This window comes from Pseudomonas sp. QD4 (assembly GCF_049199125.1).
Taxonomy (GTDB): Bacteria; Pseudomonadota; Gammaproteobacteria; order Pseudomonadales; family Pseudomonadaceae; genus Aquipseudomonas.
On sequence record NZ_JBLZOM010000006.1, the window covers coordinates 16,865 to 32,048 of the forward strand.

The 15,184-nt window shown below is 54.4% G+C and carries 26 protein-coding genes and 1 pseudogene; all 27 read left to right on the forward strand.

The features are described from left to right. Window positions 1-4: 4 nt before the first annotated feature. Window positions 5-475 carry a 30S ribosomal protein S7 gene (gene rpsG / locus ACOZJV_RS27440; protein ID WP_002555493.1) on the forward strand — a complete coding sequence of 157 codons (471 nt, stop codon included), beginning with the start codon at window positions 5-7 and terminating at the stop codon, window positions 473-475. Window positions 476-505: 30 nt separating this feature from the next. After that, on the forward strand, window positions 506-2,608 hold the full coding sequence (gene fusA / locus ACOZJV_RS27445; protein ID WP_020297849.1) for an elongation factor G: 2,103 nt from the start codon (window positions 506-508) through the stop codon (window positions 2,606-2,608). Between the two features lie 30 nt (window positions 2,609-2,638). Continuing rightward, a complete protein-coding gene (gene tuf, locus ACOZJV_RS27450; protein WP_008145495.1) occupies window positions 2,639-3,832 on the forward strand; it encodes an elongation factor Tu in 1,194 nt (397 codons plus the stop codon). 151 nt (window positions 3,833-3,983) lie between these two features. Continuing rightward, entirely contained in the window at window positions 3,984-4,295 is a 312-nt protein-coding gene (rpsJ, locus tag ACOZJV_RS27455) for a 30S ribosomal protein S10 (RefSeq protein WP_003186070.1), read from the forward strand. Between the two features lie 80 nt (window positions 4,296-4,375). Further along, window positions 4,376-5,011, forward strand: coding sequence for a 50S ribosomal protein L3 (gene rplC / locus ACOZJV_RS27460; RefSeq protein WP_007253310.1), 636 nt, complete (start codon window positions 4,376-4,378; stop codon window positions 5,009-5,011). Window positions 5,012-5,023: 12 nt separating this feature from the next. Further along, window positions 5,024-5,626, forward strand: a complete 603-nt coding sequence (gene rplD, locus ACOZJV_RS27465) for a 50S ribosomal protein L4 (protein WP_020297850.1) — start codon at window positions 5,024-5,026, stop codon at window positions 5,624-5,626. Beyond that, window positions 5,623-5,922, forward strand: a complete 300-nt coding sequence (rplW, locus tag ACOZJV_RS27470; protein WP_002555488.1) for a 50S ribosomal protein L23 — start codon at window positions 5,623-5,625, stop codon at window positions 5,920-5,922. Before rplD ends, rplW begins: the two co-directional genes overlap by 4 nt. 14 nt (window positions 5,923-5,936) lie before the next feature. Next, complete coding sequence (gene rplB / locus ACOZJV_RS27475) at window positions 5,937-6,761, forward strand: 50S ribosomal protein L2 (protein ID WP_003210080.1); 825 nt, start codon at window positions 5,937-5,939, stop codon at window positions 6,759-6,761. Between the two features lie 16 nt (window positions 6,762-6,777). Further along, window positions 6,778-7,053 carry a 30S ribosomal protein S19 gene (gene rpsS, locus ACOZJV_RS27480; RefSeq protein ID WP_002555486.1) on the forward strand — a complete coding sequence of 92 codons (276 nt, stop codon included), beginning with the start codon at window positions 6,778-6,780 and terminating at the stop codon, window positions 7,051-7,053. Window positions 7,054-7,066: 13 nt separating this feature from the next. Then, complete coding sequence (gene rplV, locus ACOZJV_RS27485) at window positions 7,067-7,399, forward strand: 50S ribosomal protein L22 (protein ID WP_003103908.1); 333 nt, start codon at window positions 7,067-7,069, stop codon at window positions 7,397-7,399. 13 nt (window positions 7,400-7,412) lie between these two features. Then, on the forward strand, window positions 7,413-8,099 hold the full coding sequence (gene rpsC, locus ACOZJV_RS27490) for a 30S ribosomal protein S3 (RefSeq protein WP_003176422.1): 687 nt from the start codon (window positions 7,413-7,415) through the stop codon (window positions 8,097-8,099). A gap of 12 nt (window positions 8,100-8,111) precedes the next feature. Continuing rightward, window positions 8,112-8,525, forward strand: coding sequence for a 50S ribosomal protein L16 (rplP, locus tag ACOZJV_RS27495; RefSeq protein ID WP_019409905.1), 414 nt, complete (start codon window positions 8,112-8,114; stop codon window positions 8,523-8,525). Next, window positions 8,525-8,715: pseudogene (gene rpmC, locus ACOZJV_RS27500) on the forward strand (50S ribosomal protein L29). The gene rplP and the pseudogene rpmC overlap by 1 nt, the downstream one beginning before the upstream one ends. 2 nt (window positions 8,716-8,717) lie before the next feature. Then, window positions 8,718-8,984, forward strand: coding sequence for a 30S ribosomal protein S17 (gene rpsQ, locus ACOZJV_RS27505; RefSeq protein ID WP_003176419.1), 267 nt, complete (start codon window positions 8,718-8,720; stop codon window positions 8,982-8,984). 23 nt (window positions 8,985-9,007) lie between these two features. Next, window positions 9,008-9,376: a 50S ribosomal protein L14 gene (rplN, locus tag ACOZJV_RS27510; RefSeq protein ID WP_002555479.1), complete on the forward strand. Its 369-nt coding sequence runs from the start codon at window positions 9,008-9,010 to the stop codon at window positions 9,374-9,376. Between the two features lie 11 nt (window positions 9,377-9,387). Beyond that, on the forward strand, window positions 9,388-9,702 hold the full coding sequence (gene rplX, locus ACOZJV_RS27515; RefSeq protein WP_007896770.1) for a 50S ribosomal protein L24: 315 nt from the start codon (window positions 9,388-9,390) through the stop codon (window positions 9,700-9,702). Window positions 9,703-9,722: 20 nt separating this feature from the next. After that, window positions 9,723-10,262 carry a 50S ribosomal protein L5 gene (rplE, locus tag ACOZJV_RS27520; RefSeq protein WP_003210069.1) on the forward strand — a complete coding sequence of 180 codons (540 nt, stop codon included), beginning with the start codon at window positions 9,723-9,725 and terminating at the stop codon, window positions 10,260-10,262. A 13-nt stretch (window positions 10,263-10,275) separates the two neighbouring features. Next, on the forward strand, window positions 10,276-10,581 hold the full coding sequence (rpsN, locus tag ACOZJV_RS27525; RefSeq protein WP_020297852.1) for a 30S ribosomal protein S14: 306 nt from the start codon (window positions 10,276-10,278) through the stop codon (window positions 10,579-10,581). Window positions 10,582-10,790: 209 nt separating this feature from the next. Continuing rightward, window positions 10,791-11,183, forward strand: a complete 393-nt coding sequence (gene rpsH / locus ACOZJV_RS27530; protein ID WP_017848802.1) for a 30S ribosomal protein S8 — start codon at window positions 10,791-10,793, stop codon at window positions 11,181-11,183. Between the two features lie 12 nt (window positions 11,184-11,195). Then, a complete protein-coding gene (gene rplF, locus ACOZJV_RS27535) occupies window positions 11,196-11,729 on the forward strand; it encodes a 50S ribosomal protein L6 (protein WP_007896774.1) in 534 nt (177 codons plus the stop codon). 10 nt (window positions 11,730-11,739) lie between these two features. Then, on the forward strand, window positions 11,740-12,090 hold the full coding sequence (rplR, locus tag ACOZJV_RS27540; RefSeq protein WP_003186037.1) for a 50S ribosomal protein L18: 351 nt from the start codon (window positions 11,740-11,742) through the stop codon (window positions 12,088-12,090). Between the two features lie 3 nt (window positions 12,091-12,093). Further along, window positions 12,094-12,594 carry a 30S ribosomal protein S5 gene (rpsE, locus tag ACOZJV_RS27545; RefSeq protein WP_003186035.1) on the forward strand — a complete coding sequence of 167 codons (501 nt, stop codon included), beginning with the start codon at window positions 12,094-12,096 and terminating at the stop codon, window positions 12,592-12,594. Window positions 12,595-12,596: 2 nt separating this feature from the next. Continuing rightward, window positions 12,597-12,773 carry a 50S ribosomal protein L30 gene (gene rpmD / locus ACOZJV_RS27550; protein WP_003176408.1) on the forward strand — a complete coding sequence of 59 codons (177 nt, stop codon included), beginning with the start codon at window positions 12,597-12,599 and terminating at the stop codon, window positions 12,771-12,773. A 3-nt stretch (window positions 12,774-12,776) separates the two neighbouring features. Continuing rightward, window positions 12,777-13,214, forward strand: a complete 438-nt coding sequence (gene rplO, locus ACOZJV_RS27555; protein ID WP_020297853.1) for a 50S ribosomal protein L15 — start codon at window positions 12,777-12,779, stop codon at window positions 13,212-13,214. Next, window positions 13,215-14,543, forward strand: a complete 1,329-nt coding sequence (secY, locus tag ACOZJV_RS27560; protein ID WP_007924182.1) for a preprotein translocase subunit SecY — start codon at window positions 13,215-13,217, stop codon at window positions 14,541-14,543. It begins immediately after the preceding gene. A gap of 24 nt (window positions 14,544-14,567) precedes the next feature. Beyond that, on the forward strand, window positions 14,568-14,684 hold the full coding sequence (gene rpmJ, locus ACOZJV_RS27565; protein WP_002555468.1) for a 50S ribosomal protein L36: 117 nt from the start codon (window positions 14,568-14,570) through the stop codon (window positions 14,682-14,684). A 130-nt stretch (window positions 14,685-14,814) separates the two neighbouring features. Next, window positions 14,815-15,171 (forward strand): 30S ribosomal protein S13, encoded by a 357-nt coding sequence (gene rpsM / locus ACOZJV_RS27570; protein WP_020297854.1) that lies wholly within the window; start codon window positions 14,815-14,817, stop codon window positions 15,169-15,171. Window positions 15,172-15,184 lie beyond the last annotated feature (13 nt).

A 15,184-nucleotide genomic window follows, 5' to 3' on the forward strand; every position in this document is an offset into this window, starting at 1 on the left:
ATCCATGCCAAGAAGACGCGTAGCAGCCAAGCGCGAAGTGCTTGACGATCCAAAATACGGAAGCCAAATTCTGGCCAAGTTCATGAACCACGTAATGGAAAGCGGCAAGAAAGCCGTTGCCGAGCGTATCGTTTATGGCGCGCTGGAAAAGGTTAAAGAACGCAAGAACAGCGACCCCCTGGAAATCTTCGAGAAAGCTCTCGACGCCATCGCTCCGCTGGTCGAAGTGAAGTCGCGCCGTGTAGGCGGTGCTACTTACCAGGTTCCGGTCGAAGTTCGTCCGTCCCGTCGTAACGCCCTGGCAATGCGCTGGTTGGTAGACTTCGCCCGTAAGCGCGGCGAGAAGTCTATGGCTCTGCGTTTGGCTGGCGAACTGTTGGATGCTGCTGAAGGTAAAGGTGCTGCTGTTAAGAAGCGTGAAGACGTGCACCGTATGGCCGAAGCTAACAAAGCTTTCTCGCACTACCGCTTCTAATTTCAGCGTCACTAATTTTGCGAGGGCTTTATGGCTCGTACTACTCCGATTAACCGCTACCGTAACATTGGTATCGTTGCTCACGTGGATGCTGGTAAAACCACCACTACCGAGCGCGTCCTTTTTTACACCGGCGTAAACCACAAGATGGGCGAGGTGCATGACGGCGCCGCGACCACCGACTGGATGGTGCAGGAGCAGGAGCGTGGTATTACCATTACTTCTGCTGCAATCACCACCTTCTGGCAGGGTTCTGCCAAGCAGTTCGACAAATACCGTTTCAACGTAATCGATACCCCGGGCCACGTAGACTTCACTATTGAAGTTGAGCGTTCCCTGCGCGTACTCGACGGCGCGGTAGTTGTGTTCTGCGGTACCTCGGGTGTTGAGCCTCAGTCGGAAACCGTATGGCGTCAAGCCAACAAGTACGGCGTTCCACGTCTTGTTTACGTAAACAAGATGGACCGCGCGGGTGCTAACTTCCTGCGTGTAGTTGCTCAGATCAAACAGCGTCTGGGTCACACTCCGGTGCCTATCCAGTTGGCTATCGGTTCCGAAGACAACTTCCGTGGTCAGATCGATCTGATGAGCATGGAAGCGGTTTACTGGGACGATGCTGATAAAGGCATGGTGCCACGTCGCGAAGCTATTCCTGCAGATATGCTGGAACTGGCTGAAGAGTGGCGTAGCAACATGGTTGAGGCTGCTGCCGAAGCCAACGAAGATCTGATGAACAAGTACCTCGAGGGTGAAGAACTCACCGTCGAAGAAATCAAGGCTGCTCTGCGTCAGCGTACTATCGCTGGCGAAATCGTCTTGGCTGTTTGCGGTTCTTCCTTCAAGAACAAGGGTGTTCCCCTGGTTCTCGACGCCGTTATCGACTACCTGCCTGCACCGGTCGACATTCCTGCCATCAAGGGTACTGACCCGGATGACGAGACTATCGAACTGGAGCGTCATGCAGACGACAGCGAGCCGTTCTCGGCTCTGGCGTTCAAGATCGCTACTGACCCATTCGTGGGTACTTTGACCTTCGTTCGAGTTTACTCGGGCGTGTTGAGCTCCGGCGACGGCGTTATCAACTCGGTTAAAGGCAAGAAAGAGCGCGTGGGTCGTATGGTGCAAATGCACGCAAACGCCCGTGAAGAAATCAAGGAAGTACGCGCTGGTGACATCGCGGCCTTGATCGGCATGAAGGACGTCACCACTGGTGAAACCTTGTGCACCGCTGACAAGCCAATCATCCTGGTTCGCATGGACTTCCCGGAGCCGGTTATTTCGGTTGCCGTTGAGCCTAAGACCAAGGATGACCAGGAAAAAATGGGTATCGCTCTGGGCAAGCTTGCTCAGGAAGATCCATCTTTCCGCGTCAAAACTGATGAAGAGACTGGTCAGACGATCATCTCCGGCATGGGCGAGTTGCACCTGGACATCCTGGTTGACCGGATGCGCCGTGAGTTCAACGTCGAAGCCAACATCGGTAAGCCTCAGGTTTCCTATCGTGAGCGCATCACGAAGAGCTGTGAGATCGAAGGTAAGTTCGTTCGTCAGTCCGGCGGTCGTGGCCAGTTCGGCCATTGCTGGATTCGTTTTGCTCCTGCTGACGAAGGTCAGGAAGGTCTGCAATTCCTGAACGAAGTTGTTGGTGGTGTGGTTCCTAAGGAATACATCCCGGCAATCCAGAAGGGTATCGAAGAGCAGATGAAGAACGGTGTTGTTGCCGGCTATCCGCTGATCGGCCTGAAGGCTACCGTGTTCGATGGTTCTTACCATGACGTCGACTCCAACGAGATGGCGTTTAAGGTTGCTGCTTCCATGGCTACCAAGCAATTGGCTACCAAAGGTGGTGGTGAGCTGCTTGAGCCGATCATGGCGGTAGAGGTTGTTACGCCTGAAGACTATATGGGTGATGTGATGGGCGACCTTAACCGTCGTCGTGGCATGATCCAGGGTATGGAAGACACGGTATCCGGCAAGGTTATTCGCGCCGAGGTTCCGCTGGGTGAGATGTTCGGTTATGCGACCGACGTCCGTTCCATGTCCCAGGGTCGCGCAAGCTACTCTATGGAATTCAAAAAATACGATACAGCTCCGGCGCACATCGTCGAAACTGTCACCAAAAAACAAGGCTGATTCAGTCCTTTAGGCAAGGAGTTAATTGTCGTGGCTAAAGAAAAATTTGACCGTACCCTCCCGCACGTCAACGTTGGCACCATTGGTCACGTTGACCACGGTAAAACCACGCTGACCGCTGCTCTGACTCGCGTCTGCTCCGAAGTTTTCGGCTCGGCTGTTGTTGCTTTCGACAAGATCGACAGCGCTCCAGAAGAGAAGGCTCGTGGTATCACCATCAACACCGCGCACGTTGAATACAACTCGCTGATCCGTCACTACGCTCACGTTGACTGCCCAGGTCACGCTGACTATGTGAAGAACATGATCACCGGTGCTGCTCAGATGGACGGCGCTATTCTGGTTTGTTCGGCCGCTGATGGTCCGATGCCACAAACCCGTGAGCACATCCTGCTGTCCCGTCAGGTTGGCGTTCCGTACATCGTTGTCTTCCTGAACAAGGCTGACATGGTTGACGACGCTGAGCTGCTGGAACTGGTTGAGATGGAAGTGCGCGATCTGCTGAGCACTTACGACTTCCCAGGTGACGACACTCCGATCATCATCGGTTCCGCTCTGATGGCTCTGAACGGCCAAGACGACAACGAAATGGGCACCACTGCCGTTCGTAAACTGGTTGAGACTCTGGACAGCTACATTCCAGATCCAGTTCGTGTTATCGACAAGCCGTTCCTGATGCCAATCGAAGACGTATTCTCGATCTCCGGGCGCGGTACTGTTGTAACTGGCCGTATCGAGCGCGGTATCGTCAAGGTTCAGGATCCACTGGAAATCGTTGGTCTGCGTGACACTACTGTCACCACCTGCACCGGTGTTGAAATGTTCCGTAAGCTGCTCGACGAAGGTCGTGCTGGCGAGAACTGCGGCGTGCTGCTGCGCGGCACCAAGCGTGACGACGTAGAGCGTGGCCAGGTTCTGGTCAAGCCAGGTTCGGTTAAGCCGCACACTACCTTCGAAGCTGAAGTGTACGTGCTGAGCAAAGAAGAAGGCGGTCGTCACACTCCGTTCTTCAAAGGCTACCGTCCACAGTTCTACTTCCGGACCACTGACGTGACCGGTAACTGCGAACTGCCGGAAGGCGTTGAAATGGTAATGCCAGGCGACAACATCAAAATGGTTGTCACCCTGATCAAAACCATCGCAATGGAAGATGGTCTGCGTTTCGCTATTCGTGAAGGCGGTCGTACCGTCGGCGCTGGCGTCGTAGCCAAAATCATCGCCTAAGCGTTGATTGATTAAAAAGCCCCCGCTAGCGGTCTCCGCTGGCGGGGGTTTTTTATTGGGTTGACACTCTGTTGGCCCGTCTATAGAATTGCGCCTCCTTTTAACGGGCGTATTGCGCTCGGTGGGAATAGCAGCCGGAGTCTGAAATCCAATGCAAAATCAGCAAATCCGTATCAGGTTGAAGGCTTTTGACCATCGCCTGATCGACCAATCCACCCAGGAAATCGTGGAAACCGCGAAACGTACTGGTGCTCAAGTGCGTGGTCCAATTCCACTGCCTACCCGTAAAGAGCGGTTCACCGTTCTGGTCTCCCCGCACGTCAACAAAGACGCGCGTGACCAGTACGAGATCCGTACTCATAAGCGCGTTCTGGACATCGTCCAGCCAACGGATAAAACCGTTGATGCTCTTATGAAGCTTGATCTTGCGGCCGGTGTGGAAGTGCAGATCAGCCTCGGCTAAGACTCGGTCTTAGTCGTGTAACGCTCTGAAATGGGCGGCCATAGCGGGTGAAAGCCCCGTACACTCATGAGGTTTACAACATGACTATTGGTGTAGTCGGTCGTAAATGCGGTATGACCCGTATTTTCACCGAAGAAGGTGTCTCCATTCCGGTCACGGTCATTGAGATCGAGCCGAATCGCGTCACCCAGTTCAAAACTGAAGAGACCGATGGCTATCGTGCAGTGCAAGTCACTGTAGGCGAGCGTCGTGCTTCGCGTGTTACAGCTGCTCAAGCTGGCCACTTCGCCAAGGCGAACGTTGCCGCTGGTCGTACCGTAATGGAATTCCGTCTTGAAGAAGGCGACTACCAGGCCGGCGATCTGATCAACGCTGAGATCTTCGCTGCTGGTCAACTGGTTGATGTAACCGGTCAGTCCAAAGGTAAAGGCTTCCAGGGTACGATCAAGCGTTGGAACTTCCGCGGGCAAGATAATACCCACGGTAACTCCGTGTCCCACCGCGTTCCAGGCTCTATCGGCCAGTGCCAGACTCCTGGTCGTGTATTCAAGGGCAAGAAAATGTCCGGTCATATGGGCGCTGAGCGCGTGACCGTGCAGTCCCTTGAAGTAGTGCGCGTGGACGCTGAACGCAATCTGTTGTTGGTCAAGGGCGCTGTTCCTGGCGCTACTGGCGGCAACTTGGTTGTACGTCCAGCAGCCAAGGCTCGCGGTTAAGGGGAAGCTGACATGCAATTAAATGTAAATGACGCTCAAGCGATCGAAGTTTCCGAACTGACATTTGGCGGCGAATTCAACGAGACGCTGGTTCACCAAGCAGTCGTGGCCTACATGGCCGGCGGCCGTCAAGGTAGCAAGCAGCAAAAGACCCGTTCCGACGTTCGTGGTGGCGGTAAGCGCCCATGGCGTCAGAAAGGTACTGGCCGTGCTCGTGCCGGTACTATCCGTAGCCCAATCTGGCGTGGCGGCGGTACCACTTTCGCAGCTCGTCCACAGGATCACACTCAGAAGCTCAACAAGAAGATGTATCGCGCAGCACTGCGCTCCATCCTTGCTGAACTCGTGCGTACTGATCGTCTGGTTGTGGTTCAGGACTTCGCTGTTGATGCACCGAAGACCAAAGATCTGCTGAACAAACTGACCGGCATGGGCCTGACTGACGTCTTGATCGTGTCTGAAGTAGTTGATCAGAACCTGTACCTGGCTGCTCGTAACCTGCCACACGTTGATGTACGTGACGTGCAAGGTTCCGATCCAGTTAGTCTGATCGCATACGACAAGGTGTTGATCACCGTGTCGGCCGTGAAGAAATTCGAGGAGCTGCTGGGATGAACCAGGAACGCGTATTTAAAGTTCTGCTTGGCCCGCACGTTTCCGAGAAGGCTACGGTTCTGGCTGACAAGAAAGGCCAGTTCGTTTTCAAGGTTGCAACTGACGCAACCAAGCTGGAAATCAAGAAGGCCGTCGAAAGCCTGTTCAGCGTGAAAGTAGAGCGTGTTACTACCCTGAATGTTCTGGGTAAGAGCAAGCGCACTGCTCGCGGTCTGGGCAAGCGTAATGACTGGAAGAAGGCAGTTATCTCCCTTCAGCCAGGCCAAGATCTCGATTTCAGCAGCAGTGCTGAGTAAGGAAGGGGTGCATCATGGCAATCGTTAAATGCAAACCGACTTCCCCTGGCCGCCGTTTTGTGGTCAAGGTGGTCAACCAGGAGCTGCATAAAGGCGCTCCTCACGCACCGCTGCTCGAGAAAAAATCGAAGACTGGTGGTCGTAACAACAATGGTCGTATTACCACTCGTCACATCGGTGGTGGCCATAAGCAGCATTATCGTCTGGTCGATTTCCGTCGCAACGACAAAGATGGCATCGCTGCCACTGTCGAGCGTATCGAATACGATCCAAACCGTACTGCTCACATCGCTTTGCTGCTGTACGCAGACGGCGAGCGCCGCTACATCATCGCCCCTAAAGGCGTGAGTGCTGGCGACCAGCTGATCGCAGGTGCCTTGGCGCCGATCAAGCCGGGCAACGCTCTGCAACTGCGTAACATTCCAGTTGGTAGCACCGTACACGGCATCGAACTGAAGCCAGGTAAAGGCGCGCAAATCGCTCGTTCGGCAGGTGCTTCGGCCCAGCTGATCGCTCGTGAAGGTGTCTACGTGACCCTGCGTCTGCGCTCTGGTGAAATGCGTAAAGTCCTGGCTGAATGCCGTGCGACCCTGGGTGAAGTCTCGAACTCCGAGCACAGCCTGCGTTCGCTGGGTAAAGCTGGTGCCAAACGCTGGCGTGGCGTTCGCCCAACCGTTCGTGGTGTTGCCATGAACCCGGTTGACCACCCACACGGTGGTGGTGAAGGTCGTACCTCTGGTGGTCGTCATCCGGTATCGCCATGGGGCTTCCCGACTAAGGGCGCGAAGACTCGTGGTAATAAGCGTACCGACAAAATGATCGTCCGTCGTCGCAAGTAAATAGAGGGATACGACAGTGCCACGTTCTCTGAAAAAAGGTCCTTTTATTGATCTTCACCTACTGAAGAAGATCGAAGTGGCGGCGGAAAAGAACGATCGCAAACCAGTTAAGACCTGGTCGCGCCGTTCCATGATCCTGCCACAAATGGTCGGTCTGACCATCGCAGTACACAACGGTCGTCAACATGTTCCAGTTCTCGTGAACGAAGACATGGTCGGCCACAAACTGGGCGAGTTTGCCGGTACCCGCACTTATCGTGGGCACGTGGCAGACAAGAAAGCCAAGCGTTAAGGGGTAAGGAACGATGGAAGTAGCCGCTAAGTTGTCGGGCGCTCGAATCTCCGCCCAGAAAGCCCGCTTGGTCGCCGACCAGATCCGCGGGAAGAAGGTGGGCGAAGCGCTCAACCTGTTGGCTTTCAGCAGTAAGAAAGCCGCCGAGATCATGAAGAAAGTGCTGGAGTCGGCCGTAGCCAACGCCGAGCATAACGAAGGCGCAGACGTTGATGACCTTAAAGTCAGCACCGTTTTCGTCAACGAAGGGCGTTCGCTGAAGCGCATCATGCCACGTGCCAAAGGCCGTGCTGATCGCATCGTCAAGCGGTCTTGCCATATCACTGTCAAGGTTGCTGACAAGTAACGGAGTCGAAGAGATGGGTCAGAAAGTACATCCCATTGGCATTCGCCTGGGAATCGTCAAGGAGCACACCTCCGTCTGGTACGCAGACGGTCGGACTTATGCGGACTATTTGTTCGCTGATCTGAAGGTGCGTGAGTATCTCCAAGACAAACTAAAAAGCGCGTCCGTAAGCCGTATCGATATCCATCGTCCGGCTCAAACTGCACGTATCACCATCCACACCGCTCGTCCAGGTATCGTTATCGGGAAGAAAGGTGAAGATGTTGAGAAACTGCGTCAGGACCTGACCAAGCAAATGGGTGTGCCTGTGCACATCAATATCGAAGAGATCCGTAAGCCGGAACTCGACGGTATGCTGGTTGCGCAGAGCGTAGCTCAGCAGCTGGAGCGCCGTGTAATGTTCCGTCGCGCTATGAAGCGCGCTGTACAGAACGCCATGCGCATTGGTGCCAAAGGCATCAAAATCCAAGTGAGCGGTCGTCTCGGCGGTGCTGAAATCGCACGTACTGAATGGTATCGCGAAGGTCGTGTGCCACTGCACACCCTGCGTGCCGACATCGACTATGCCAACTACGAAGCTCACACCACTTATGGTGTGATCGGTGTAAAGGTTTGGATCTTCAAAGGCGAAGTAATTGGTGGTCGCCAAGAAGAGCTGAAGCCACAAGCACCAGCGCCTCGTAAAAAAGCTGCTAAGTAAGGGGTACGCCAAATGTTGCAACCTAAGCGTACGAAGTTCCGCAAGCAGATGACCGGCCACAACCGTGGCTTGGCATTGCGCGGTAGCAAAGTCAGCTTCGGCGAATATGCGCTGAAGTCTGTAGCTCGTGGTCGTCTCACCGCTCGTCAGATCGAGTCAGCGCGTCGTGCACTGACCCGTCACGTTAAACGTGGCGGCAAGATCTGGATCCGTGTATTCCCGGACAAGCCTATTTCCAAGAAGCCACTCGAAGTTCGGATGGGTAAAGGTAAGGGTAACGTCGAATACTGGGTTGCCCAGATTCAGCCAGGTAAAGTCCTGTATGAAATCGAGGGTGTTTCTGAAGAGCTGGCGCGTGAGGCTTTCGCCCTGGCTGCTGCAAAGCTGCCGCTCGCCACCTCCTTTGTTAAACGGACGGTGATGTGATGAAAGCGAATGAACTTCGTGAAAAATCCGCACAGCAGCTGAACGAGCAACTGCTCGGCCTGCTGCGCGACCAGTTCAATCTGCGTATGCAGAAAGCAACTGGCCAGTTGGGGCAGTCTCATCTGCTCTCGCAAGTTAAGCGTGACATCGCTCGCGTGAAGACGTGCTCAACCAGCAGGCAGGTAAGTGATCATGGCTGAAGCCGAAAAGACTGTCCGTACGCTGACTGGCCGTGTTGTCAGCGACAAGATGGACAAAACCATCACCGTTTTGATCGAGCGTCGCGTTAAGCACCCGATCTACGGTAAATACGTTAAGCGTTCGACTAAGCTGCACGCGCACGACGAAACCAATCAGTGCCACATCGGCGACAAAGTCACTATTCGTGAAACTCGTCCGCTGGCCAAGACCAAGTCTTGGGCACTGGTTGATGTTCTCGAACGCGCTGTGGAAGTCTAAGGACTAGGGGTCGGAGAAATTATATGATTCAGACTCAATCCATGCTCGATGTGGCCGATAACAGCGGCGCTCGCCGCGTTATGTGCATCAAGGTGCTGGGTGGCTCCCATCGTCGTTACGCTGGTATCGGTGACATCATCAAAGTTACCGTGAAGGAAGCAATTCCTCGCGGTAAAGTGAAAAAAGGCCAAGTGATGACTGCTGTTGTAGTCCGCACTCGTCACGGCGTTCGCCGTGCAGATGGCTCCATTATCCGCTTTGATGGCAACGCTGCTGTTCTTCTGAACAACAAGCAAGAGCCGATCGGCACCCGTATCTTTGGGCCAGTGACCCGTGAACTTCGTACTGAGAAGTTCATGAAGATCGTCTCGCTCGCCCCAGAAGTGCTGTAAGGAGATCCGACATGCAAAAGATTCGTCGTGACGACGAGATCATCGTGATCGCCGGCAAAGACAAAGGTAAGCGCGGTAAGGTGCTGAAGGTTCTTGCTGATGACCGTCTGGTCGTTGGTGGTCTGAACCTGGTCAAGCGTCATACCAAGCCTAACCCGATGTCGGGCGTACAAGGCGGTATCGTCGAGAAAGAAGCGCCACTGCACGCTTCTAACGTCGCCATCTTCAACGGCGAAACCAACAAGGCTGACCGCGTTGGTTTCAAAGTAGAAGACGGTAAGAAAATTCGTGTCTTCAAGTCGACCCAAAAAGCGGTTGATGCTTGAACACTGCTAGGTAGAAGACCATGGCACGACTAAAAGAGATTTACCGGAAGGAAATCGCACCGAAACTTAAGGAAGAACTTAAGCTTTCGAACGTGATGGAAGTTCCGCGCGTTACCAAAATCACCCTGAACATGGGTCTGGGCGAAGCGATCGGCGACAAAAAAGTCATCGAGCACGCTGTTGCTGACCTGGAAAAGATCACCGGCCAGAAAGTCGTTGTGACCTACGCTCGGAAATCCATCGCTGGCTTTAAAGTCCGTGAAGGTTGGCCGATCGGCGTCAAGGTGACCCTGCGCCGTGAGCGTATGTACGAGTTCCTGGATCGTCTGCTGTCGATCTCCCTGCCTCGGGTTCGCGACTTCCGCGGCCTGAATGCCAAGTCCTTCGATGGTCGTGGCAACTACAGCATGGGCGTTAAAGAGCAGATCATTTTCCCGGAAATCGACTACGACAAGATCGATGCTCTCCGCGGTCTGGACATCACCCTGACCACCACTGCCAAGAACGATGATGAAGGCCGCGCTCTGCTGCGTGCATTCAAATTCCCGTTCCGCAACTGATTGGAGTAGGAAAATGGCCAAGAAGAGCATGAAAAATCGCGAGCTGAAGCGTCAGCTCACGGTTGCCAAGTACGCCAAAAAGCGTGCAGCACTGAAAGCTATCATCGTTGATCTGAACGCAAGTCCAGAAGCACGTTGGGAAGCTACAGTTGCCCTGCAGAAGCAGCCACGTGACGCAAGCGCTGCGCGCATGCGTAACCGCTGCCGCCTGACCGGTCGTCCACACGGCGTTTACCGCAAGTTCGGCCTCGGCCGTAACAAACTGCGTGAAGCGGCAATGCGTGGTGACGTACCAGGTCTGGTTAAAGCCAGCTGGTAAGTACTGTCAAAGTCTCGGTGTTCAGGTTCGCAAGATCCTGACCACCGGTGGCCTTGAATCTGGATCAAGCCCCTATTGGGGCTTGTTTCATTTCTGGAATATGTCTAAGATACGCGGCTCGCCTGAGCCCGTGTTTTTTATGCCCGGAGATTCTCGGCGACACGTAGTAGCCGCAAGGCTAATTTTTTTGTATTAGGAGCGTCTAGCCCATGAGTATGCAGGACCCGTTAGCGGACATGCTAACTCGAATCCGTAATGCCCAGATGGCTGAAAAGTCCGTCGTAAGCATGCCATCTTCCACGTTGAAGGTAGCTGTTGCCAAAGTCCTGAAAGACGAAGGCTACATTGCGGGTTATCAGATCAGCAGCGAAATCAAACCACTGCTGTCCATCGAGCTGAAGTACTTCGAGGGCCGTCCGGTCATCGAGGAAGTGAAGCGCGTTAGCCGTCCAGGCCTGCGTCAGTACAAGTCCGTTGAAGATCTGCCGAAAGTTCGTGGCGGTCTCGGCGTGTCTATCGTCTCCACCAACAAAGGTGTGATGACGGATCGTGCTGCGCGCGCTGCCGGTGTCGGCGGCGAAGTTCTTTGCACTGTGTTCTAAGGGGGGATAAGCATGTCACGCGTCGCTAAGAACCCCGTTAAGCTGCCAGCCGGTGTCGAAGTCAAATTCGCAGGCCAACAGCTTTCGGTGAAGGGTGCCAAGGGTACTCTCGAACTGAACATCCATTCGTCCGTTGAGATTGTTGAAGAAGCTGGTGAGCTGCGTTTCGCTGCTCGCAATGGCGATCAACAAACTCGCGCAATGGCCGGTACCACTCGTGCGTTGGTAAACAACATGGTCCAAGGCGTAAGCCAAGGCTTCGAGCGTAAGCTCCAGCTGGTCGGTGTTGGTTACAAAGCGCAAGCAAAAGGCACGGTGCTGAACCTGGCCCTTGGCTTCTCGCACCCAGTGGATTACGAGCTGCCGGAAGGCATCACCGCTGAGACTCCTAGCCAGACCGATATCCTGATCCGGGGCATCGATAAGCAGCTGGTAGGTCAAGTGGCCGCTGAGATCCGCGACTTCCGTCCACCAGAGCCGTACAAAGGCAAAGGTGTGCGCTACGCGGACGAAGTCGTCCGTCGTAAAGAAGCCAAGAAGAAGTAGGGCATAGCAAATGACCGACAAAAAAGTTACTCGACTGCGTCGCGCTCGCAAAGCACGCCTGAAAATGCACGAACTCGAAGTCGTGCGTCTCTGCGTGTTCCGCTCGTCGCAGCACATCTACGCCCAGGTCATCTCGGCCGACGGCAACAAAGTCCTGGCAAGCGCCTCGACTTTGGATAAAGAACTGCGTGATGGGGCCACTGGCAACATCGACGCGGCCACTAAGGTTGGCCAGCTGGTCGCTACGCGTGCAAAAGCCGCTGGCGTCTCGCAGGTGGCTTTCGACCGCTCTGGCTTCAAGTACCACGGCCGCGTCAAGGCGCTGGCTGATGCTGCTCGTGAAGCTGGGCTGGAGTTCTAAGTTATGTCAAATAACGACCAAAAGCGCGACGAAGGCTACATTGAGAAGCTGGTTCAAGTTAACCGCGTAGCCAAAACCGTTAAAGGCGGCCGTATCTTCACTTTCACCGCGTTGACCGTGGTTGGTGATGGTAAGGGCCGTGTTGGCTTCGGCCGTGGCAAGTCGCGTGAAGTGCCTGCTGCGATCCAGAAGGCAATGGAAGCTGCTCGCCGCAACATGATCCAAGTTGATCTGAACGGCACCACTCTGCAGTACGCAATGAAGTCCGCTCACGGCGCTTCGAAGGTGTACATGCAGCCTGCTTCTGAAGGTACCGGTATCATCGCTGGCGGCGCTATGCGTGCTGTCCTCGAAGTTGCTGGCGTTCAGAACGTTCTGGCCAAGTGCTACGGCTCGACTAACCCGGTAAACGTGGTTCACGCCACTTTCAAAGGTTTGAAAGCAATGCAGTCTCCTGAATCCATTGCTGCCAAGCGCGGCAAAAGTGTCAAGGAGATCTTCTGATCATGGCTACCGTAAAAGTAACGCTGATCAAAAGCATGACCGGCCGCATCCCTAACCACAAACTGTGCGTTAAGGGTTTGGGTCTGCGTCGCATCGGTCACACTGTAGAAGTCCAGGATACTCCCGAGAATCGCGGGATGATCAACAAGGCTTACTACATGCTGCGTGTAGAGGGTTAATCGATGAAACTCAATGATCTGAGTCCAGCGCCGGGTTCCCGTCGCGAAAAGCATCGTCCGGGCCGTGGTATCGGTAGTGGTTTGGGTAAGACCGGTGGCCGTGGCCACAAAGGTCAAAGCTCCCGCTCCGGTGGCACTATCGCTCCAGGCTTTGAAGGCGGCCAACAGCCGCTGCATCGTCGCCTGCCGAAATTCGGTTTCGTTTCCCTGAAAGCCATGGATCGCGCAGAAGTGCGTCTGTCCGAACTGGCTAAAGTGGATGGCGACATCGTCACCGTGCAGTCCCTGAAAGATGCCAACGTGATCAACGTCAACGTTCAGCGTGTGAAAATCATGCTGTCCGGCGAAGTTACTCGCGCTGTCACCATCGGAAAGGGAATCGGCGCCACCAAAGGTGCGCGTGCGGCTATCGAAGCAGCTGGCGGCAAGTTCGAGGAATAAATGGCTAAGCAAGGTGCTCTCTCTGCGCTCGGCAAAGGCGGTATGTCTGAACTCTGGGCTCGTCTGCGTTTTCTGTTCCTGGCGATTATCGTCTACCGAATAGGCGCACACATCCCGGTTCCAGGTATCAACCCGGACCGACTCGCGGACCTGTTTCGACAGAATGAGGGGACCATTCTTAGCTTGTTCAACATGTTTTCCGGCGGCGCGCTGGAGCGGATGAGCATCTTTGCACTGGGGATCATGCCGTACATTTCGGCATCGATCATCATGCAGCTGATGACCGCCGTCAGCCCGCAGCTGGAGCAGTTGAAGAAGGAAGGTGAAGCTGGCCGTCGCAAGATTAGCCAGTACACCCGCTACGGCACCGTCGTCCTCGCTCTGGTTCAGGCTATCGGCATGTCCGTTGGTCTGGCCGGGCAGGGCGTTGCGTTCACTGGTGACTTTGGCTTCCATTTCGTCGCGGTATCCACTTTTGTGGCTGGTGCGATGTTCATGATGTGGCTGGGTGAGCAGATTACTGAGCGTGGTGTTGGTAACGGTATCTCGATGTTGATTTTCGCAGGTATCGTTGCCGGTCTTCCGAGGGCAATTGGGCAGTCTTTCGAGTCTGCACGTCAGGGTGATATCAACATCTTCGCCCTGGTTGCTATCGGTTTGCTGGCAGTAGCGATTATCGGTTTTGTGGTGTTCATTGAGCGTGGTCAGCGTCGTATTGCTGTTCACTACGCCAAGCGTCAGCAGGGTCGCAAGGTTTTTGCTGCGCAGACTAGCCACTTGCCGCTGAAAGTGAATATGGCCGGTGTTATTCCTGCTATCTTCGCGAGCAGCATTTTGCTGTTCCCGGCTTCGTTGGGTGCCTGGTTCGGTCAGTCTGAAGGTATGGGCTGGTTGCAGGACATCTCGCAGTCGATCGCTCCTGGTCAGCCGTTGAATATTCTGCTGTTTAGTGCAGGGATTATTTTCTTCTGCTTCTTCTATACGGCGTTGATGTTCAATCCGAAAGACGTAGCGGAAAACCTGAAGAAGTCCGGTGCCTTTATTCCGGGTATCCGTCCAGGTGAGCAGTCTGCGCGCTATATTGATGGCGTTTTGACTCGCTTGACCATGTTCGGTGCTCTATATATGACGGCCGTCTGCCTGTTGCCCCAGTTCCTGGTGGTTGCAGCAAACGTTCCGTTCTACCTTGGCGGGACCTCGTTGCTGATCGTGGTCGTGGTTGTTATGGACTTCATGTCCCAAGTACAATCGCACCTCGTTTCGCACCAGTACGAATCCCTGATGAAGAAAGCCAACCTGAAGGGTTACGGCAGCGGCATGCTGCGCTGACCCATAAGGTTCGAGGAGTTGGTGATGAAAGTTCGTGCATCGGTGAAAAAGCTGTGCCGTAACTGCAAGATTATTCGCCGCGAAGGTGTTGTTCGAGTAATTTGCAGCGCGGAACCGCGTCACAAACAGCGCCAAGGCTGAGTGTGATTGTGCTTCAAGCCCAGCAGCTAGTGCGCTGCTGGGTTGATTATTTGTTATTACAGCGATATTATCTCGCGCCCTATTTCTTGGCTTCCGGGGCGTAGGTAGCTGTCAATTGGAGTCCCACTGAATGGCCCGTATTGCAGGCGTTAACATTCCAGATAACAAGCATACTGTTATCTCGCTGACCTACATCTATGGTGTTGGTCGCACTACTGCGCAGAAAATCTGTGCAGTGACTGGGGTAAACCCAGCGGCAAAGATCAAAGATCTGAGCGACGAGCAAATTGAACAGCTGCGTGGCGAAGTGTCGAAGTTCACCACTGAAGGTGACCTGCGTCGCGAAATCAACATGAAAATCAAACGCTTGATGGATCTGGGCTGCTACCGCGGTCTGCGCCATCGTCGTGGTCTTCCAGTGCGCGGTCAGCGTACCAAGACCAACGCGCGTACTCGCAAAGGTCCGCGTAAGCCGATCCGCAAGTAATCGCACCAGCGAA